This window comes from Chryseobacterium sp. Bi04, assembly GCF_918698085.1.
Classification (GTDB): Bacteria; Bacteroidota; Bacteroidia; order Flavobacteriales; family Weeksellaceae; genus Chryseobacterium.
Window position 1 is genome coordinate 461,306 of sequence record NZ_CAKKLP010000001.1, and the last position, 20,255, is coordinate 481,560.

The window sequence follows — 20,255 nt, forward strand, 5'->3', positions numbered from 1 at the left end:
TTTTTGTTTTATTCAGGTCTGCCATTTATTGTTTGGGAAGAAAAGCTGATGAATAAAAAAATCATTATATCTGCTTTCAGTAATTTATATACCGATCAGCGCATTGAAAAAATATGCAGAACGTTGTATGAAAATGAATATCAGATAGATTTGATAGGGAACGATTGGAACGGAGCAGTAAAAATGGAGCGCCCATATTCTTTCTCCAGAGTACATCTGGGTTCAAAAAGCTTAAAAACAGCTTATTTTGAATTCAACTGGAAATTGTACCACCAGATAAAGAAAAAAGCAGATCAGAATACCATTCTGTATGCTAACGATGTGGACGCCTTGTTTCCTAATTATCTTCTTTCTCAGAAATTAAATATTCCATTGATTTTTGACAGCCATGAAATTTTTTCGGAAATGCCCGCTGTTCAGGGTAAAATGTCACAAAAGCTATGGCGGTATCTGGAAAACACAATTATTCCAAAGCTGAAATTTATGATTACAGCGAGCGGAAGCTATGCGCAATGGTTTCATAACAAATACGGAATACTTCCCGTAGTGATCCAAAATGCCCCAAGAAAAATGGGGTTTGATATTGAAATTCCTGAAAATAACCCTAAAATGCTTTTGTACCAGGGAGCAATCAATCCATTTCGTGGAATAAACAAAGTGATTCTTGCCATGCATCATCTTGATAATGTAATATTACACATTGCAGGAGATGGGCCGAAGAAAAAAGAATATGAAAATCTCGTCATTAAAGAAGACCTTCAGCATAAAGTAAAGTTCCTTGGAAAATTAATACCTGATGAGCTAAGAAATATTACGGTAATGGCAGATTGCGGAATGAGTATTGAAGAAAATGGAGGTGACAGCTATCTCTACTCACTACCCAATAAAATTCTGGATTGCATTCAGGCCCGGGTTCCTTTAATTCTGTCAGATTTTCCTGAAATGCAAAATATTAAAAATCAGTTTGATATAGGGGAGATTATTCAAAGCCATCATCCTGAACATATAGCTGCTGCTATTAAAAAGGTTTTAAACAAAGGCAGAGTCAATTATCAGCAAGAGCTTGAAAGAGCTTCAGAAGCTCTATGCTGGGAAAATGAGGAAATAAAATTACTTCAAATCATCCAAAAGGCATCTCAATAATTTTTTAAAACATAGGGACTATCCTATTTAATTTTATATTTTTATCATATACAGCAATGATTTATTGATCAGATACAATGAAAATTGAATTAAAAAATTAAAAGTCTAAAATTAATTATCTTTGCAGAAAGAAATAGGATTAAAAATGACCATTAAAGAAAAACAGCAGGAAATTATCGACGAATTTGCGTTTCTTGAAGATTGGGAGCAGAAATATGAATATATCATTGACCTTGGTAAAGAACTAAAGGGGCTTTCAGAAGATAAGAAAATAGACGACAACCTTATTAAAGGCTGCCAGAGTAAAGTGTGGATTGATGCTGAGTTTAAAGAAGGAAAACTTTTCTTTAATGCAGACTCTGACGGAATATTGCCAAAAGGAATTGTTTCTCTCTTAGTGAGTATTTACAGTGGTCATTCTACCCAGGAAATATTAGATTCAGATTTTGAATTTATTTCAGAAATAGGATTACAGGAATTCCTTTCCCCATCAAGAGCCAATGGATTGATGGCAATGACCAAACAAATCAAATTTTACGCTGTTGCTTATCAATTGAAATCATAACCGTGACCAGAATTTTAGCATATCGTTTTTCTGCATTTGGAGATGTTGCCATGACGGCACCTGTTTTCAGAGAGTTTCTGGAACAAAATCCTGATGTGGAAATTATTATGGTTTCCAGGAAGAATTTTGAAGCCTTATTTGCAGGAATTCCGAATGTGATATTCAAGGGAATTGATCTGGATGAGTATAAAGGTTTTTTTGGGTTAAGAAGATTAAGTAATGAGCTGATCAAGGAATTCAGTCCGGATTATATTGCCAATCTTCATGATGTGATCAGAACTAAAGTCTTAGATAAATTTTACGCAAGAAGAGGCCTGAAAGTCTTTAAAATAGACAAAGGAAAGGAAGAAAAAGAGCACCTTACAGATGTCTGGAACCTGAATAAAGTACAGCTGAAAAAAACAGTGGAACGGTATGCTGATGTATTCCGTGCTATGGGCTTTCAGGTAACGCTTTCAGAAAAGCTGAGACCTCTTTCCGGAGATAAATCGGGGATAGGTTTTGCTCCTTTTGCCCAACACAGAGGAAAAATGCTTCCTTTGGAAAAATCATTTGAACTGGCTAGAATACTGGCGCAAAAAAATACCGTCTATTTTTTTGGGGGAGGAAAGAAGGAAACAGAAACGCTTGAAAACTGGGAAAGTCAGATCCCTAACACGAAAAGCCTTTCCGGAAAGTTGAGCCTTACGGAAGAACTTCATAAAATAGCAGGACTGGAAGTGATGATTTCTATGGATTCTGCCAATATGCACCTGGCAAGTCTTGTAGGGACAAGATGTGTTTCCATATGGGGAGCAACGCATCCTTACGCCGGATTTTTAGGATTTGGACAAAGTGAAGACGACGTGGTTCAGGTAAAAGATCTTACCTGCAGGCCATGTTCTGTTTTTGGCGATAAAGAATGCTACAGGGGAGATTGGGCATGTCTTGAAGAATTTAATATCCAAAAAGTGATAGACAAAATCTGATGACATGGAGCTTTCAATATGTATTCCCGTATTTAATTTTGATGTCCGTGAACTCGTCGTTGGGTTAAAAAAAGAAATTGATATCAATGGCATTGATGCGGAGATTATTTTGATTGATGACGCTTCAGAGACTTCTTTTAAACAAATTAACACTTCTCTTCAGGATCATGTTCATCATTTGATTTTTCTGGAAGAAAATATTGGAAGATCCAAAATCCGGAATCTTTTTCTACAATATGCGCGAGGAAAATATCTTCTGTTTTTAGACTGTGATGTAAAGATCGACAGCAAAAAATTTCTTCAGAACTATTTGTACCAACTAAAAAAGCAGCCGGATATAGAATTGATATACGGCAATTTTAAAATTGCATCTCAATACTCCAACACACTCAGAAACAGATACTCTGTGGAAAGAGAGATTTTTTCGGGAGATCAGTCGGCTGATTTTTCACTGTTTAAAACCGTAAACTTTATCATCAAAAAAGAGGTTTTCGAGAAATTTCCTTTTAATGAAGAGCTGACGGAGTATGGCTACGAAGATTTTATTTTTGCAAAACTCCTTGAGCTGAATAAGGTAAAGTTTCTGGCGATTAATAATCCTGTTATTCATTTTGATGATACCAGTAATGAGGTTTTTCTAAGAAAAGCATCAATAGGTATGAATTCTTTGTGTAAGCTTTCAAAAGGCAGCCAAAATATTGCTTTTATAAAAGATATTAAGGTATATAGGGCGGCGATGAAATTAAGGCAATTAAAACTGGATTCTCTATTTCTTCTTATATATGGGATCTTTGAAAGAAAAGTTAAAAAGAACCTTCTTTCGGAAAACCCTCACATGAAGTGTTTTGATTTTTATAAACTGGGTGTATTGCTCAGGAAAATGAAATAACCTTTTATCCTTAAAATAAAAAAATCTCCCAGTTTCCTGAGAGATTTTGTGGGCCCTGAGGGATTCGAACCCCCGACCCTCTGGGTGTAAACCAGATGCTCTGAACCAACTGAGCTAAGAGCCCTGAACTTTTTTTGAAAGGCTTCAGTTACCTTTGTGTGGGCCCTGAGGGATTCGAACCCCCGACCCTCTGGGTGTAAACCAGATGCTCTGAACCAACTGAGCTAAGAGCCCCTATACTTGTTTCCTCGTTTAGAGTGGTGCAAATATACGACTTATTTAGAAATCTCCAAATTTTTTTCTAAAAATTCTCCAACTACAAAGTTGCTTCCGCCGATAAAAATCATTTCTTCATTTGTACACCGCTCTTTTGCAGAAAGATAGGCTTCCTGTACAGAATTGAAAATTTTATAAAAAATTTTTGCTTCGCGCAGTAGATTTTCATAATCGTCCGGGTGTCTTCCCCTATTGATAGATGGTTTTGCAAAATAAAATTCAGAATTCTCGGGAAGTAAATCCATCACTTCATCTATCTTTTTATCGTTCACAAATCCCAAAATGACATGCTTATGCCTGTCTATAGAATTAAGTTGTGAAAAAACATACTCTAAACCGGCCTGATTATGTCCCGTATCACAAATAGTAAGCGGATTCTTTGAAAACTCAAACCAACGGCCAATGAAGCCTGTATTTTGATGAACACTCAGCAGGCCTTTCTCAATGGCTTCATCTGAAATTTTAATACTTAATTTTTTTAATTCTTCAATCATAGCCAATACCACACGGATGTTCTTCTGCTGATAATTTCCCTTTAAATCTGAGGTAAGGGTAGTAGGAAGTAATGTGGAGTCTATAAAATGAGCATTTTCCCGTGCCGCTTTTTCTCTGATGATATCTTTTACCAATTCGTTTTCATCGCCTGAAATAATGGGGGTATTGGGTTTGATAATCCCTGCTTTTTCTCCTGCAATCTCTTCAATAGTGTCTCCCAATATGTTTTGATGATCAAGCTGAACATTAGTGATAGCGGAGATCAGAGGTTTTATAATGTTTGTTGAATCCAGTCTTCCGCCTAATCCAACTTCAATAATGGCAAAATCTACCTGCTGCTGGGCAAAATACTCAAAAGCCATAATGGTGGTAAATTCAAAAAAAGAAGGAAGGATATTTTCAGGGAGCTTTTTAAGTTTTTGAATAAAATTAAAAACAAATTCCTGATCACAGTTTTTACCATTAATTTTGATACGTTCTGTAAAGTCGATAAGGTGGGGAGAATTGTATAAGCCAGTTGTATAGCCGGCCTCCTGCAGTACAGAAGCCAGCATATTGCTTGAAGATCCTTTTCCGTTGGTCCCTCCGATATGGATACATTTTAACTTCTCCTGAGGGTTTCCGAAAAAAGCGCAAAGTTTAATAATATTATCCAGTCCCGGTTTATAAGCTTTCTGCCCGTCTGTCTGATAGTTGGGCATCTGTATGAAAAGCCAGTCTATAGCTTCCTGGTATTGTTCATGTGTCATGGTGCAAAATTCTCAAAAGTTTTACTAAAATGAAACAATAATTTTTTCAATCTGTAACTTTTTTATATTTAGTTCGTCTAATAGGGAAAAATCTTAATATGAAATCGTTGTGATTTACAAATTACAATACTGATGAAGATGACACGATTCCATATGACCATTAAGAACAAATAAACATATACATATGAAAAAAGTTTGGATTATCGTTTTTGGATTAGGCTGTTTGGGATTGAACGCTCAAAAGAAATGGTCCTTAAAAGAATGTGTAAGCTATGCAGTGGAGCATAATCTTCAGGTTATCCAAAATCAATATACCAAACAAAACCAAGAATACAACCTTAAAGCAGCAAAAAAAGACTATTTGCCTTCCGTATCGGGGAGTATTACGAGTGGGGTGAGTTTCGGGCAAGGATCATTAGGAGCAGGAAGTTATAGAAACGATAGATTCAATAACAGTGTTGGTGTAGGTGCCGATATTTTGGTTTATAACAATGGGAGATTGGAGAAGAATGTAAGAAAACTCCAGTTTGATGTAGAGGCCAGCCAGTATGATATTGAAGCAATTAAAAATGATATTTCGGTACAAATTGCACAGCAATATTTAACCGCTTTATTGAACAAAGAAATTGTTAAGATTTCTCAAAGCGCTGTAGAAAATGCTAAAAAACAGCATGACAGAGCAAAGATAACCACTCAGGTTGGGACTACCGCACAGACTGTTTTAGCGGAAGCAGAGGCAGCCTGGGCGAGAGAAAAGCAAAATCTTAAGACCGCAGAGGTTAATGTAGGAAGAGCTCTGTTTGCGATCGCTCAGCTTTTGCAACTTTCAGATTATAAAGATTTTGATGTGGAAAATGTAGATATTCCTGAAGCACTAGATTCACAGTTGGTAACGGCTGACGAGGTTCTTACAAAAGCCTATGATATACAACCCCAGATAAAAGCAGCCGAAAGCAGGATAAGATCTGCTGAAGCACAAACTGAGGTAAGTAAAACGGCATTCTGGCCTACATTAACAGCAAGTGCTGGTCTTAACACTTTCTATAATAGGCAATTTAATGTTCCTCCAGGTGTGGTGCAGGGAACATTTTTTGAACAATATAAAGATCAGTTTGGACAAAATGTAGGATTATCACTTAATATCCCTATTTTCAATAAAGGGAAAACAAAATTACAGGTTGAGCAGTCCAAATTAAATGAAAGTGTTAGCAAAATTACCCTTGAACAGCAGAAACAAACAGTAAGACAAAATATACAGAAAGCCCAGTTTGACGCAGATGCCAATTATGAAAATTATCTGGCTGCTGTAGAAGCAGAGAAAAGCTCAAAGCTGGCTCTTGATTTTGCTGATAAAAGCTATGCTGCAGGAAGATCAACCATTTATGACGTAAATGTTGCAAGAAATAATTATGCAAATGCACAGGGATCAGTAGCACAGGCGAAATATAATTATCTTTTCAGCCTTAAGCTGTTGAATTTCTATGCAGGAATTCCATTAAGTTTGTAAAATGCCGATTAAATCATTAGAAAAATATTTACCACCAAACACGCTTACGTATTTAAGAGTCTGGTTTTCAGATTATTATATTCATATAAAAGTTACAAGAAACCGGAATTCCAAACTGGGAGATTATAGAAAGCTTCCGGACAATTCCCATGAAATTACAGTAAACTCTACTCTTACTCCACAGCTTTTTTTCTTTGTGCTGACGCATGAGCTGGCACATTTAATTGCTTTTGAGAAATATGGAAGAAGAATTTCTCCCCATGGTAATGAATGGAAAGAAACATTTAGAAAAATGCTTATTGAAAGTCTTGATATTTATGATGAGGATCTAAAGCCGATCATTGTAAAGTTTTCAAAAGCACCTAAAGCAAATTTTATGGCTAGCCCTGATCTTGTAAGATATTTTCATACTGAAAAACAAGATGATAGCCTGCAGTTTATTGAGGAGCTACAAAAGGGAGAATTTTTTATATACCGCAACGAAAAGTATTTATTAGAAGGTCTGGTTAAAAAAAACTATCTTTGTAAGAACCTGGCTACTGGAAGAAAGTATTCTTTCAAACCTTTAGCAAGGGTAGAAAAATGTAGCTAAGAATGTTAAAATCAGATAGATACTGTGTGATAATGGCGGGTGGAATCGGTAGCCGGTTTTGGCCGATGAGTACACAGAAATTTCCAAAACAGTTTCAGGATATTTTAGGAGTCGGGCGTACTATGATTCAGCAGACTTATGACAGAATCAGTAAGCTTATTCCTAAAGAACAGATATTCGTGATTACGAATAAAGAATATGTTGCACTTTCCCAGCAGCAGCTGCCTGAGATTCCTGAAGAAAACATTGTAGGTGAACCCCTGATGAAAAATACAGCGGCCTGTAACCTGTATATGGCTAATAAGATCGCTGAAATTAACCCTGATGCCACCATGATTGTTCTTCCGGCAGATCATTTGATTCTTAAGGAAGATGTACTTTTGGAAAAAGTAGAGCTTGCTTTTGACCTTGCTTCAAAACATGATTACCTGGTAACGCTGGGCATTACTCCTACAAGACCTGATACGGGATATGGATATATTCAGTTTGTAGAGAAAAAAGGCTCAGAATATTTTAAAGTAAAAACATTTACAGAAAAACCTATTCTTGAAATTGCCCAGAATTTTCTGGAAAGTGGAGACTTCCTGTGGAATGCAGGAATATTTATCTGGAATATAAAAAGTATTCATCACGCTTTTGAAATGTACCTGCCCGAGATGATGCAGCATTTTATGGCCTGCGAATATAATTCTGAAAATGAAAACAGCTGCATTGAAACCATTTACCCTAAAGTACAGAAAATTTCCATAGATAACGGAATTCTGGAAAAAGCAAAAAATGTATATGTAATTCCTGCCAATTTAGGATGGAGTGATCTGGGTACATGGACCTCTGTATACGAAAATACGGATAAAGATGAAAACGGGAATGCTGTAAAATTAAAGCATTTACTGACCTACAATTCTAAAGGAAATATTATCCGTCTCAAAAACAATAATAAGGCGGTCATTATTGATGGCCTGGAAAATTATATCGTTGTAGATACCGATAAGGCCCTTCTTATCTGCCCACGCGATAATGATCAGCTGATCAAGGATTACGTTCTCGATTTAAAAAGCTTTAAAAAAGGAGATAAATTTATGTAAAAAATTGGTATATTTCTGCTGATTTCTAAAGTATGATAAAAATTACCACCCAATTCACGATTCTTGTATTTGTACTTTTAGGATTCCTGGGATATGCTCAGGAAAAGAAAAAGTTTTCAAACATTCCAAATATTCTACAACGTATAGAACCCGATGACAAAATAGATTCATGGGTGCTGGTATATAATAGCTATGGCAAGGGCCAGGAGCTAAAAACTTCTGGCGGAAAGATAAGCTACACCCCTCAGTTTTCAGGTTTTAATCTGTTTCCAAGTGAAGACAGCTTTTATTATATTGCTTACTCGGCAGGAGGTAAAATCAGCTATATTATGGATGTGGATGGCCTGAAAAAATTTGTAGGTAAGATCGATAATGCTGAAGAGGCAGCTGTTGTGCTGACCGCTGACGGATATCTTGTAGATGAGGAATTTAAAGATCTTGCAGGCAATTATCATGAAGACCGCACCAACTATTATTTAGATCTGGGAAAACTGACATCAAAGGAATGCCCTTATCAAAAAACTCATTATACATTGACCGTAAATAAATCTACAGGAGAAATAGCCAATGTAAAAGATAATGGGACCTATATTGAGCTTTATAATAAAAAATGTGCTAATAACCCCCGTCTTTTAAAGATCGAGAAAAAAGAAGAACCGAAAGATGAGCCAAAAAGAACTACCAAACGAAAATAAATCTTACGAAACTGAACGATTGATTCTCCGTCCAATGTCTTTAGAAGATAAGGAGCTTATCTTTGAACTTTATAACAGCCCAAAGTTTATCCGGTATATTGGTGATCGTAATATTAAAACAGTTGATGCTGCTGAAGATTATATCAGAAATAAATTTATTCCGCAGATTGAAAGATTAGGCTACGGAAATTACCTTGTCATGACTAAAGAAGGGAATAACAAGATTGGAGGAGTAGGAATCTTTGAAAGAGATGGTCTTGATGTTGTGGATATCGGATATTCTCTGTTGGAAGAGTTTGAAGGTCAGGGATATGCTTATGAAGCGGCTCAAAAGGTTAAAGCCATTGCAATGGAAGAGTTCGGATTGTCGAAAATATCTGCCATTATTTCAAAAGATAATCTATCTTCTCAGAAGCTGATTGAGAAACTGGGGCTGAAATTTCAAAAACATATTACTCTTCCCGGTGAGGATGAAGAATTAAACTATTACGAAACAGACTAATAATCACAATAAAAAAATACAAATAGATTCACAAATGATATTCGTGAATCTATTTGTATTAAAAGACTATCCCTCCAAAATTTGCTCGGCAGCTGTTTTTGAAGTTACTTTGTCAATGAGTCTTGTGCAGATTCCGTTTTCATCAAAAATAAAAGTTGTTCTTACAATTCCCATATAGGTTTTTCCGAACGTCTTTTTTTCCTGCCAGACTCCAAATTTTTCAATGATATCATGATTTTCATCAGCAATAAGATCATATGGGAATGCAAACTTACTATGAAAATTTTTCTGCTTTTTTACAGAATCCCCACTTATTCCCAATAACTGAAAACCGGCCTTCTCAAGCCTGGAATAATTATCACTCAGATTACAGGCCTCTACAGTACATGTTGGGGTGTTCGCTTGAGGATAAAAGAAAACAATCAGCTTTTTTCCAATTAATTTTGATGAGGATACTGTTTCTCCATCTTGATTTATTCCTTCAAATTCAGGTAATTTGTCTCCAACTTTCAGCATAATGATTTAATTTTGTTCAAATTTAAGGGTTACATGACAAAAAAACAAAGAGCCGAGCTCGTTCAGATAGAACTGGATAAATTATATCCTACCACACCTATTCCTTTGGATCATACTGATCCTTATACATTAATGGTTGCAGTGGCACTTTCTGCCCAAACGACAGATAAAAAAGTAAACCAGGTGACTCCCGATCTTTTTGCCGTAGCAGGAACTCCACAAAGAATGGCAAAACTGGAAGAATATCAGATCAAAGAACTGATTAAAGAAATAGGACTGTCCAATACCAAAGCTAAAAACCTGAAAAGGATGGCCGAGCTTTTATTGGAAAGACATAATGGAGTGGTCCCTCAAACATATGAAGAATTGGAAGCGCTTCCCGGAGTGGGGCATAAGACCGCTTCTGTAGTCATGAGCCAGGGATTCGGATTCCCGGCATTTCCAGTGGATACACACATCCATCGTTTGATGACACAATGGAAACTGACATCAGGGAAAAATGTAGTGGTAACAGAGCGTGATGCAAAAAATCTGTTTCCCGAAGAGGTTTGGAATAAACTTCATCTTCAGATCATTTTCTATGGTAGAGAATATTCACCGGCCAGAGGAAAGGGGGACAAGGATTTCATTACCAAAATGATGTTTGAGAAATAAAAGACACCATTGATATCTATCTGAACTCAGAAATAGTTGGCTATTCTGATGTATTTTACAGCCCGTAACCTTATAGGTTTCAAAAATCTATAAGGTTTTGGCAAAAAGATCAATGTGCAAAGAAAGGGTTTTCGAAAACAAATTTTTCCAATAATCATAAACTATTTTAGGATATGTTTTCGGACGCCTCTTATTTCATATGTTTAATTTGGGCATCAGACTTTTACGAATTATCAATTAGTAAAACTTAAATATCCAGCAGTCTTCTATGATAGTTAATTTGCCCCAAATGATAATCCAAATGGGTAATCAGGTGGATCAAAAAATAATCTGTGGTCATTTTATATCCTAAAGGTTCAAGAGGATATTCTTTTTTCAAATCATCATCAGATAGTTGGCCTAATACGGAATCAGCCATTATCACAGTAGCTTCAACTTTTGCAATAAGCTCAGCTTTTGGAATGTTTTTCAAAGAAAATTCGAGGTCGCGTTGTCTTACATATCCGGTCTTTCCAAGCTCTGCTCCAATGAAACTGTTAAGGTTTCCCACCAGATGAAGACAAAGATTGCCTCCGCAATTGGCAATGTTTTTATCAGTCTTCCATAGATTTTCCTCATTTTGATAAGCTTCAATTTCTGCTTTTAATTTATTTAAATCTCTATTGTAAAGAGATCTCAGACTTTCTATAAACATATCTTATTTTATTTTTAAAATTATTGAAATTTCCTGAATGAAAAAAGGTGCTGTTTAATTCAGCACCTTTTAGTGTATTTAGATAGAGAATCTATTTTTGTTTTTTAGCCCAAAGCTCCATTTTTCTGTTCAGAACCTCCAGTGGAAGGCATCCCTGGCTTAGTACTTCATCATGGAAGCTGGCCAGGTTAAATTTATTTCCAAGTTCTTTTTGGTATTTTTCTCTTAATTCACGGATTCTTAATGAGCCTATTTTATATCCAAGAGCCTGACCAGGCATAGCCATATATCTTTCCACTTCTGCAGTGGCAGATCCTTCATCATAAGAAATATTACTTAAGAAGTATTTAATGGCTTCTTCTCTGGTCATTTTTCCGGTATGGATGCCCGTATCAACTACCAGTCTTACCGCTCTCAGCATCTGATCACTCAGATATCCCATTTTCTGATAAGGATCTGTATATAATCCGAATTCAGGTCCCAGGGTTTCACAATAATGTGCCCAGCCTTCTCCATAGGCTCCAAACCATCCGAATCTCATGAACTTGGGAAGGTTTGTGTTCTCCTGTTGAAGAGAAACCTGATAATGATGCCCGGGGATCGCTTCATGAAGGAAAAGGGACTCCATTCCCGAAGTGACATTAAATTGTGAGGGATCCGGAAGAGGAACATAAAAAATCCCTGCCCTTTTGCCATCCGGAGTTCCGGGAATATATTCAGCACTGGCACTGGCTTCTCTGAATTTTTCCGTTTGCCTGATTTCAAATTTTGTTTTCGGGGTAACGTTAAACATCGTCTTAAGCTTCGGGGTAATCTTTGCTAAAATGCTGTTAAAGCCTTGTAAAACTTCTTTAGAGGTTTTATAAGGCATTGCTTTTGAGTCTGTTTTAACAAAATTGATAAATTCTTCCAGTGTTCCGGTGAAGCCTACCTGTTTTTTTACCTTTTCCATTTCGGCACGAAGCATGGCTACCTGCTGCTGTCCGATTTTGTTGATCTCTTCCGGTGATTTTTTGGTGGTAGTCCAGCTTTTTACATAATAGCCGTAAATTTCGTTTCCATTGGGAAGGCTGTTGTAGCCATCATTATCTCTTGCTTTTGGAAGGTATTCCTTTTCTAGGAAATTACCCATTTTAGTATAGGCAGGAATAATTTTTTTGGTAATGGCCTCTTTATAAAGTTCTGAAAATTTATCTTTCTGAGCCTGGGTGAAACTTTTCGGGAAGTTTTTAATAGGTCCGTAGAAAATGTTTTTTTCCATATCAGGAGTGATAATTTCCTGAAAGGTCATTTGGGGTATCATTTTGGCAACCAGTTTTTTAGGGAGAACGATTTTATTGTTTATCCCTTCATGGAAGTTGTCTGCGGCGGCATCCATCCATGCCGGGAATTTTTCCATTCTTTTTAGCCAGTCGCTGTAATCTTTTTCCGTTTTAAAAGGTTGGCTTCCCTGTCCGCTTCCATACAGCGGAAAATTTAAAGGAAGACCTCCAAACTGAGTAAAAGGAATATATTCCGGATGATAGGCATAAGCCTCTATTTTATCCTTTAAGGTATAATCCAGTACATCATAAACGACTTTATCTTCATCGGAAAGGCTTTTATAATCTACATTGTCCAGTTGTTTTTGTACCGAATTATAGAAAGCAACTTCTCCTGAAATAAAATCTTTATCAATAGTAATGGGAAGCTGGTCATTGTATCTTGTATCTCCCTGTGCTGTAGCGTCTAAAGGGTAAAGTTTAAGATACTGTTCATAATAATTGGAGGCAATAGAATCCAGATTGGTAGGAGTAACTTTGGTAAGGGGAGAATCAGACTTCCTGCAGGAAGCAAGGCTTATCATCAATCCCAATCCCAAAATACTTTTTGATAAAACATTTTTCATTTTCAGAATCTTTATGAAACAAAAGTAAGTATTATTGGGTGATTCAGACTCATCATTAAACTTGAATTAAAAAATTATTTTCAAAATCCTTTTAACTTTCAATCAATTTTTTATCTTTGTCTAAAGCATTTAACAATCATATTATTACAGTTCTTTTTTTAAGAAAAAATGAAAGGGATTTTAAAAATTTACCATCCGGACGAAACATTAAAGTACAATATCCGAAATACTTATTGTAAACCAGTCTACAGCAACCAGCAACATTTTTTAGAGGTTGAAATTATAACGGATGACGGTTTGGATCATGTAGATGATGATTCATTACAGTACAACTTTCCGCAGCTTTCACTCGAAGTTTTCGATTTTCCTATTGAATCAGCGGAATTAGAAGGCAAAACGATTACAATCAGTGATTCTGATGAGGAAACTTACACAGAAGTAGACCTATTCGATGATGAAGATGCCTACATCTATGATAATGAGCTTCTATTTGAGAAAAATGAAGAGGACGTGCTTCAGGTTATCTGGAAAGGAACTATTGATGATTTCTACACAGGATCAGATACGCCGATTCCTTTCAGACTAAAGTGCGAATTCAGCCAGGATGATATTGTGGTAGACGAAGACTAAACATCGCTACTCTCAATTTTTATATCAAATTTCTTTTCAAAATTTCTTTTGGAAAGAAATTTGCTGTTTATATCTGATAACAAACTTTAAGTTGTTTTTAAGCAATTTTTAAGATATCATTTCATAATATTCCACTACATTTGTCGTTAAAACTTTTATAAAAAAATTCACATTAATGCTGTTAACGGAACTTACTCAGATTTTATTTGCGCAAATTGCTACACCTGCAGTTGCTACAGACAATTTAGAATTTTCATTTTGGAAGATCATGTTCCACGGAGGAGCTTTCGCTAAAATAGTGATGGCAATTGTACTGCTGTTGGGAGTGTTTTCTTTATACCTGTTTTTTGAGAGGTTTTTCTTTATTAAAAGATTAACATCAAAAACAGATTCCAATTTCATGAATAATATTGAAGACTTTGTGAAAGCAGGAAAGATTGAAGCGGCTGCAGATTATTGCAAAACGCAAAACTCTCCGGAGGGAAGAATTTTAGAAAAAGGAATTTCAAGATTGGGCCGTCCTGTTTCTGATATTGTAAGCGCAATGGAGGCTCAGGCTCAGGTAGAAGTGGCCAATATGGAGAAAAACCTTAATCTTTTGGCTGTGGTTCCAAGTATTGCTCCTATGTTAGGGCTTTTGGGAACGGTGATCGGGATGATTATTGCATTCTTTAATTTATCACATGCAACGGGATCTTTCTCTCCTAAAACACTTTCAGAAGGTATTTATACCGCTTTAGGACAGACAGCTGTAGGTTTGGCAGTTGCTATTCCTGCTAATTTTTGTTACAATATTCTTTTAACAAGAATTGACAAGTTTGTATTGAAAGCTCAGAATATGTCTGGTGAATTTTTAGATCTTATCAACAAACCTTTATAAATCTTTCTTATGAAATCGCTGCCAAAAAACCTTTCAGGAAATCATTAAGTGAGCGATTCCATCTGACCATTAACCTATTAGAAGAAACAGATGAAAATTCAAAGAAGAAATAAAGCGAATCCGGAATTCAGTTTAGCAGCGATGACAGATGTTATCCTGTTGATGCTGATCTTCTTTATGATAACATCCTCTGCCGCCAACCAAAGTGCCATAGAGGTGAATCTTCCAAAAGCCGGAGCTACTGAGGATAATATTCCTAATCCTTTGACGGTAAGCATTAAACCTGATGGTTCATTTTTTGTAGATGATAATCCGGTAAATAAAGGTGATCTGGAGCAGATTATTGTTAATAAGCTAGCTAATCAGACCAATAAGTCTTTTACCATCAGAGCTGATGAAAATACACTGCATAAGGATGTGGTTTTTGTGATGGAAATTGCTGAAAAAAACAAGCTTAATATTGCTATTGCAACCGTTAAAGATAAATAAGTAAGAATCATTGAAGATGAGAAGCTATACTGCAAACAAAAACGAAGAAAATAAAGACAGGGTAAAGAGTGCTTTGCTTACTGTCCTTATTTGGTCCGCCGTTTTGCTTTTTGTTTTTTTATATAAATTAAAACCCGAACTGGATAAAGATCCCGAGGTTATCACAACCATGCTTGTTAATTTCGGTGACAATAGAAACGGAAAAGGAATCGAAGAACCGGCTGACCAACCGGGCAGCTTAGCTGCTGCTACGGAGGAAGTTACTCCCGAGCCGGCAGAAACCCCCGTTCCTGAAACAAAAACTGTAGTAAAGCCAGAACCTGCGCCTGAGCCCAAAAAAGCTGAAGTTAAGGAAAGGGTGATCACAGGAAATAACTCGAAAACAACAGTTCCCAAAAAGGAGGAGTCAAAAAAAGCAAATAAAAAAGAAACTACCAGCACCAATGCCTCTAAAAATACTAAGAAAGCAGGGGCAGCTACTGCAAATTCCAAAACAGGAAATGGGGATGGAAAGGGGAATGCCGCTATCGGAAACCTGATCAAAGGAAGAGGTACAAAAGCAGGAAGCCAAGGAACTGGTGAAGGCATTGGAAACGCCGGAGATCCTTTAGGCGGAGACGGAAATGGAGACAGTAAGGTCGGAATAGACAGAAAGCTTGTTGGTTATATTCCCGGAACAATGGGTAGAGGAGGAGCTCAGCCTGCTCATAGCTGTACTGCAAGTGGGTCTATTACCATTGCTTATACCGTAGATAAAGCAGGAAATGTAGTTTCTGCAAGAAGAGTAGGAGGGGTCTCAGATCCTTGTGTATCTTCAACATCCGTTACATGGGTTAAGAAGTATGTAAAGGCCGAAAAAGCCAGCACATCTTCAACCGGAACGTATAAAATAACATTCTAACATACAAAAAGCACTTTATTCAAGTGCTTTTTTTATTTCATTAATTCTGTTGATGACAGGAAGAGCAAAAATTCCACTGGTCTGAAGATACAGCTCATAAAATGTTTTTGCTTTATCCAGAAAGTCATTGTTTTGACCTTGTTTTCCTGTGAAATAGAAAAGATTACCCAGCATTTCGTAATAATCTTTATGGTCCCTTTCCTGTCTTTCATTGACTATTTCTATCAGCTCTTCTTTAGTCTTTGAAGAGATTTCGGTAAAACTCACCTTAAAAATATCTCGCATGAGTGTATCAAAATCCAGTTCTTTCTGCATTAAACTTTCTTCCGGTTTATCTAAAATAAGCTTTTCCAGTGCCTGGGTCAATTGACGGATGAGTCTTAGGGTAAATTCTTTATCTGTAATCATAATGGGTTATTTTTGTTGCTAGTTGCTAGTTGCTAGTTGCTAGTTGCTAGTTGCTAGTTGCTAGTTGCTAGTTGCTGATTATGTAGTTATGTTCGCCAGCTTAGCCGGACGTATTTTATAAAGTTGTTAATTTTTCCTCCTAAGAGTTTGTATTGCTCGGCTTTTTCTTTAAAGCCTGTACTTAATTCCGGGTAAAGCCTTATTATTTTTGATAGATGGCATACTGTTTCATCACAGCTGGCTTGAGAGTAGGTAAGAAATCTTGATAAAGTCTCCTTTGTAATTATTTCTTCCATATCCTTCAGCAATATTGGTCACAACAGAATCTGCGGGCCGTCTTAGCTGGCTGCCCAGCTCATATATCTCATATTTTGGTAATATAAGAGAAAGCTGGTGTGTTTCAATAAACAACTCAAAAGCAATATTATAAATATCAAGTTTTTCGTAGCTCATTAATAACTTTTTAACAGTTAAAACTAATACCTGGCAACTATCAACTGGTTATGCAAAAAACAAATAAGCTAGAGCAATAGACGTAATAATACCCACAAGATCGGCGAGAAGCATGGCAATTACCGTGTATCTCGTGTTCTTTACCGCTACGGCGCCAAAATAAACGGCGATTACGTAGAATGTGGTATCAGAGCTTCCCTGCAGAACGGCAGCAAGCTGTCCCTGGAAGCTGTCGGGTCCAAAAGTACTCATGGTATCCACCATCATTCCTCTTGCTCCGGAACCGGATAGAGGTTTGATGAGTGCTGTTGGAAGTCCATCAACAAATCGGGGATCAAGGCTGGCAACGTTGGCAACCCATTTCATTCCGTCGATGATTACATCAAAAACACCGGAAGTTCTTAATAACGAGATGGCAATTAACATTCCCACTAAATAAGGGATAATCTTTACACAGGTGGTAAAACCTTCTTTTGCTCCTTCAATAAAAGCATCAAAAACATTGATTTTCTTATAAACGGCACCCAGTACAATAGCCAGGAATATAAAGAGAATCAGTCCGTTGCTCAATACTTTGCTGAAATCGTCCAGTTCATCCTTGCTTAGCTGTACGAGATAAACTACCAGTAAAGCAATCACTGCAGAAATTCCTCCTACATAGGCAATAACTACCGGCCGAAGCAGATTGATCTTCTGATATAAAGAAACGATAATCATGGCGGCCAATGTTGCTGCAAAAGTAGCAATCATACAGGGAAGAAAGATATCAGTAGGTGTTTTTGAGCCCATTGATGCCCTGATAGCGATAATGGATACGGGAATCAGGGTCATTCCTCCGGCATGAAGGCAGAGAAACATGATCTGAGAGTTGCTGGCAGTATCTTTATTGGGATTTAAGCTTTGCAAACTTTCCATGGCTTTTAACCCAAAAGGCGTTGCCGCATTATCAAGTCCCAAAAGATTGGCACTGAAATTCATCAGCATATGTCCGAAAGCGGGATGATTTTTAGGAATATCGGGAAAGAGCTTTGAGAAAAAAGGTTGAATGAAACGGCTCAGAAGATTAATTCCTCCTGCTTTTTCAGCAATGCTCATGAACCCCATGAAAAGGGTCATGATACCAATAAGGCCAATACATATTTTTACGGCTGTTTCCGAAGTTCCAATGACACCATCAGCTTCCTGAATACGGTAAACCTTTACATTCTGCGTTAAAGAGTCTGTCTTATAGTGAATTCTGCTGTCTGCAAAATCATTTTTCTTCATCAGGCTGTCTCTGACAATGGGAGTGAGGGCGCTCATCTGCTGTGATGCAATTTGAACTGTATCTCCACCTTTCCCTACCACCATATCATTGAAAATGGTTTTGTAGTGACTTGATGAAATGTATTTTATACTTGCAATGGCTATGGCGATGATAATAAAAGCCGACCAAATTCTGCTGAGAACCATCCGATTTAATTAATTGTTTAAACTTATCAAAAATACTTTAAACCACAAAGGGGATAAAAGAATTAAACACTTTAGTTTCTGTAAAATAAATATCATGCAGCTGAGAAAAGTCCTTAATCTTTAAAAATCTTTGATTTCCACCTTTTGTATGCTGATTTATTTTAACGCTATGTTCGCCAAGATTTTATTGGGAAGTAAAAATTACGATCGCAGCGGAGTTAGCACTTAGCAGAGTTCATAAGTTAGAGATCCTTGCTGAGCGAAGTGCCTTTGCGACCGAAAATATGCATAAGGATTTATCATCCCTTTGCGTATTCTCTGCGTTTAAAACAAAAAATATTACTCTTCAAGATAAACCAGATGACCTTCAAAATCATCATCCAGATTTTTCAGTACTTTGGCATCGTCCATTTTTTTTACCAACCCATCAATGAAGAAACTTTTTTCAAAGAACTGACGGTGAATACCAGGCAGGAGCTCCATGAAATAATCCATTCCGATTTTGTTATTATGAAGGTCCATTTTGGTTTCCAAAGGTTTATTGGGAAACAGTTCTTCATGCATATCCGTCATTCTTTTGCAAAAATCCAGTGCTTTTTTAGGGGAAGAAACCTTACAGCAGTATGAGGTGATGAAACAAGACCATAATGCATGCCTGAAGGCATTTCCTATGCCATTATTAGAGGCTGTTTCAGGGAATTTCTTCTGTGCAATGGCGAAAGCCTGAACGGTAGCATGAAAGCTTAATATGGCAAAAAGAGGATGGGGGAGAACAAGCGATAAAAGACGCATAATCTTTTTAAAGCTCATACTCCGGATGGTATCAAAAATTATTTTAAAAGTCCTCATAAATAAAAATCTCTCCCCAATTAGAGAGAGATTGTATTGTTTAGATTAAAGATACTATGCTTTTACCGCTAAAAAATTAACTGTTTTAGCTACAGTATCCTGAATTTCAGTTCTTTTTACAATAAAGTCTACAAATCCTTTTTCCTGTAAGAATTCTGATGTCTGGAATCCTTCCGGTAAATCTCTTCCGATCGTTTCACGGATAACTCTTGGTCCCGCAAACCCGATAAGAGCTCCCGGTTCAGCCATGATGATATCAGCCGTCATAGCGAAAGAAGCTGTAATTCCACCAAAAGTAGGATCACAAAGGTAGGCGATATATAAAAGCCCCGCTTCTGAAAGCTGAGCTAGTTTAGCCTGAACCTTAGCCAGCTGCATCAAAGAATAAGTAGCTTCCTGCATTCTTGCTCCTCCAGACTGACAGATGATCATATAAGGAAGTTTGTGCTGAATACAGTAATCTACTGCTCTTCTGATTTTTTCACCCATTACAGAACCTAAAGATCCTCCTATGAAAGCAAAATCCATACAAGAAACCACCATTTCAGTTCCTTTTACAGTACCTACAGCATTTCTGATGGAATCTGTAAGTTTTGTTTTAGCTTTTACTTCTTTTAAACGGTCTTTATACGGCTTTGTATCTTTGAAGTTTAAGATATCAATACTTTCAACATTAGCATCCAGTTCGGTAAATTTACCTCCGTCAAAAAGGATGTCAAAAAATTCTGCACTTCCTATTCTCACATGAAATCCGTCTTCAGGAGAAACATAGTTATTTCTCTTTAGTTCATCGTGTTCCACAACTTTTCCAGATGGAGTCTGATGCCAAAGGCCTTTTGGAACATCCTTTTTTTCATCAGTAGAAGTGGTAATGTTTTTTGCTTTTCTTTTAAACCAGTCGAATGCCATTTTTTATTTGTATTAATGTACGATGTATCATGCAAAATGTATAAAAACAGAGTGTTATGATTACCC

At 36.8% G+C, this 20,255-nt stretch carries 23 protein-coding genes and 2 tRNA genes; 14 read left to right on the forward strand and 11 right to left on the reverse strand.

The window, feature by feature from the left end:
- Positions 1 to 48 precede the first annotated feature (48 nt).
- The 4 genes from LQV47_RS01970 (at position 49) to LQV47_RS01985 (ending at position 3,565) form a co-directional block, all read left to right on the forward strand.
- Complete coding sequence (locus tag LQV47_RS01970) at positions 49 to 1,143, forward strand: glycosyltransferase (RefSeq protein ID WP_230033232.1); 1,095 nt, start codon at positions 49 to 51, stop codon at positions 1,141 to 1,143.
- Positions 1,144 to 1,288: 145 nt separating this feature from the next.
- Positions 1,289 to 1,708 carry a SufE family protein gene (locus tag LQV47_RS01975; protein ID WP_230034228.1) on the forward strand — a complete coding sequence of 140 codons (420 nt, stop codon included), beginning with the start codon at positions 1,289 to 1,291 and terminating at the stop codon, positions 1,706 to 1,708.
- Between the two features lie 2 nt (positions 1,709 to 1,710).
- Entirely contained in the window at positions 1,711 to 2,676 is a 966-nt protein-coding gene (locus tag LQV47_RS01980) for a glycosyltransferase family 9 protein (protein WP_230033235.1), read from the forward strand.
- A 4-nt stretch (positions 2,677 to 2,680) separates the two neighbouring features.
- On the forward strand, positions 2,681 to 3,565 hold the full coding sequence (locus LQV47_RS01985; protein WP_230033237.1) for a glycosyltransferase: 885 nt from the start codon (positions 2,681 to 2,683) through the stop codon (positions 3,563 to 3,565).
- Between the two features lie 49 nt (positions 3,566 to 3,614).
- Here the strand turns inward: LQV47_RS01985 and LQV47_RS01990 are convergent.
- From LQV47_RS01990 to LQV47_RS02000, 3 genes are all read right to left on the reverse strand, one after another.
- Positions 3,615 to 3,689: transfer RNA gene (locus tag LQV47_RS01990), tRNA-Val, on the reverse strand.
- Positions 3,690 to 3,724: 35 nt separating this feature from the next.
- A tRNA-Val gene (locus tag LQV47_RS01995) sits at positions 3,725 to 3,799 on the reverse strand.
- 41 nt (positions 3,800 to 3,840) lie between these two features.
- Positions 3,841 to 5,085, reverse strand: coding sequence for a folylpolyglutamate synthase/dihydrofolate synthase family protein (locus tag LQV47_RS02000; protein WP_230033239.1), 1,245 nt, complete (start codon positions 5,083 to 5,085; stop codon positions 3,841 to 3,843).
- 184 nt (positions 5,086 to 5,269) lie between these two features.
- Between LQV47_RS02000 and LQV47_RS02005 the strand changes: the two genes are divergently transcribed.
- The 5 genes from LQV47_RS02005 to LQV47_RS02025 are packed head-to-tail and all read left to right on the forward strand — an operon-like array spanning position 5,270 to position 9,466.
- Complete coding sequence (locus tag LQV47_RS02005) at positions 5,270 to 6,592, forward strand: TolC family protein (protein WP_230033241.1); 1,323 nt, start codon at positions 5,270 to 5,272, stop codon at positions 6,590 to 6,592.
- 1 nt (position 6,593) lies between these two features.
- Positions 6,594 to 7,184 (forward strand): SprT-like domain-containing protein, encoded by a 591-nt coding sequence (locus LQV47_RS02010; RefSeq protein WP_230033243.1) that lies wholly within the window; start codon positions 6,594 to 6,596, stop codon positions 7,182 to 7,184.
- A gap of 2 nt (positions 7,185 to 7,186) precedes the next feature.
- Entirely contained in the window at positions 7,187 to 8,269 is a 1,083-nt protein-coding gene (locus LQV47_RS02015) for a mannose-1-phosphate guanylyltransferase (protein ID WP_230033245.1), read from the forward strand.
- Between the two features lie 32 nt (positions 8,270 to 8,301).
- Positions 8,302 to 8,964, forward strand: a complete 663-nt coding sequence (locus tag LQV47_RS02020; RefSeq protein ID WP_230033254.1) for a hypothetical protein — start codon at positions 8,302 to 8,304, stop codon at positions 8,962 to 8,964.
- On the forward strand, positions 8,933 to 9,466 hold the full coding sequence (locus tag LQV47_RS02025) for a GNAT family N-acetyltransferase (protein ID WP_230033256.1): 534 nt from the start codon (positions 8,933 to 8,935) through the stop codon (positions 9,464 to 9,466). Before LQV47_RS02020 ends, LQV47_RS02025 begins: the two co-directional genes overlap by 32 nt.
- Before the next feature lie 66 nt (positions 9,467 to 9,532).
- Here the strand turns inward: LQV47_RS02025 and bcp are convergent, their stop codons facing one another.
- The gene (bcp, locus tag LQV47_RS02030; RefSeq protein ID WP_230033257.1) at positions 9,533 to 9,982 is read right to left on the reverse strand and encodes a thioredoxin-dependent thiol peroxidase; all 450 of its coding nucleotides are present in this window, start codon (positions 9,980 to 9,982) and stop codon (positions 9,533 to 9,535) included.
- Positions 9,983 to 10,015: 33 nt separating this feature from the next.
- On the opposite strand from bcp, the gene nth reads away from it, so the two are divergent.
- A complete protein-coding gene (gene nth / locus LQV47_RS02035) occupies positions 10,016 to 10,636 on the forward strand; it encodes an endonuclease III (protein ID WP_230033259.1) in 621 nt (206 codons plus the stop codon).
- A 247-nt stretch (positions 10,637 to 10,883) separates the two neighbouring features.
- On the opposite strand, the gene LQV47_RS02040 is transcribed toward nth, so the two are convergent.
- Together LQV47_RS02040 and LQV47_RS02045 are read right to left on the reverse strand one after the other, a co-directional pair.
- A complete protein-coding gene (locus tag LQV47_RS02040) occupies positions 10,884 to 11,330 on the reverse strand; it encodes a DinB family protein (protein WP_230033261.1) in 447 nt (148 codons plus the stop codon).
- A 91-nt stretch (positions 11,331 to 11,421) separates the two neighbouring features.
- Positions 11,422 to 13,218, reverse strand: a complete 1,797-nt coding sequence (locus tag LQV47_RS02045) for a DUF885 domain-containing protein (RefSeq protein WP_230033263.1) — start codon at positions 13,216 to 13,218, stop codon at positions 11,422 to 11,424.
- Positions 13,219 to 13,386: 168 nt separating this feature from the next.
- Between LQV47_RS02045 and LQV47_RS02050 the strand changes: the two genes are divergently transcribed.
- The 4 genes from LQV47_RS02050 (at position 13,387) to LQV47_RS02065 (ending at position 16,118) form a co-directional block, all read left to right on the forward strand.
- On the forward strand, positions 13,387 to 13,848 hold the full coding sequence (locus tag LQV47_RS02050) for a hypothetical protein (protein ID WP_230033265.1): 462 nt from the start codon (positions 13,387 to 13,389) through the stop codon (positions 13,846 to 13,848).
- Between the two features lie 175 nt (positions 13,849 to 14,023).
- On the forward strand, positions 14,024 to 14,728 hold the full coding sequence (locus LQV47_RS02055) for a MotA/TolQ/ExbB proton channel family protein (protein WP_230033267.1): 705 nt from the start codon (positions 14,024 to 14,026) through the stop codon (positions 14,726 to 14,728).
- A gap of 90 nt (positions 14,729 to 14,818) precedes the next feature.
- Positions 14,819 to 15,217, forward strand: a complete 399-nt coding sequence (locus tag LQV47_RS02060) for a biopolymer transporter ExbD (protein WP_230033269.1) — start codon at positions 14,819 to 14,821, stop codon at positions 15,215 to 15,217.
- A 16-nt stretch (positions 15,218 to 15,233) separates the two neighbouring features.
- The gene (locus tag LQV47_RS02065; RefSeq protein WP_230033271.1) at positions 15,234 to 16,118 is read left to right on the forward strand and encodes a ferric siderophore ABC transporter substrate-binding protein; all 885 of its coding nucleotides are present in this window, start codon (positions 15,234 to 15,236) and stop codon (positions 16,116 to 16,118) included.
- Positions 16,119 to 16,133: 15 nt separating this feature from the next.
- Here the strand turns inward: LQV47_RS02065 and LQV47_RS02070 are convergent, their stop codons facing one another.
- The 5 genes from LQV47_RS02070 to accD all read right to left on the reverse strand — a co-directional run bounded on the left by LQV47_RS02070 (position 16,134) and on the right by accD (position 20,189).
- A complete protein-coding gene (locus LQV47_RS02070; protein WP_230033273.1) occupies positions 16,134 to 16,526 on the reverse strand; it encodes a hypothetical protein in 393 nt (130 codons plus the stop codon).
- A 231-nt stretch (positions 16,527 to 16,757) separates the two neighbouring features.
- Positions 16,758 to 16,979, reverse strand: a complete 222-nt coding sequence (locus tag LQV47_RS02075; protein WP_230033282.1) for a four helix bundle protein — start codon at positions 16,977 to 16,979, stop codon at positions 16,758 to 16,760.
- Positions 16,980 to 17,027: 48 nt separating this feature from the next.
- A complete protein-coding gene (locus tag LQV47_RS02080) occupies positions 17,028 to 18,431 on the reverse strand; it encodes a spore maturation protein (RefSeq protein WP_230033284.1) in 1,404 nt (467 codons plus the stop codon).
- Positions 18,432 to 18,770: 339 nt separating this feature from the next.
- Positions 18,771 to 19,280 (reverse strand): hypothetical protein, encoded by a 510-nt coding sequence (locus LQV47_RS02085; protein WP_230033286.1) that lies wholly within the window; start codon positions 19,278 to 19,280, stop codon positions 18,771 to 18,773.
- Between the two features lie 54 nt (positions 19,281 to 19,334).
- Positions 19,335 to 20,189 (reverse strand): acetyl-CoA carboxylase, carboxyltransferase subunit beta, encoded by an 855-nt coding sequence (gene accD / locus LQV47_RS02090; RefSeq protein WP_230033288.1) that lies wholly within the window; start codon positions 20,187 to 20,189, stop codon positions 19,335 to 19,337.
- Between the last annotated feature and the right edge of the window lie 66 nt (positions 20,190 to 20,255).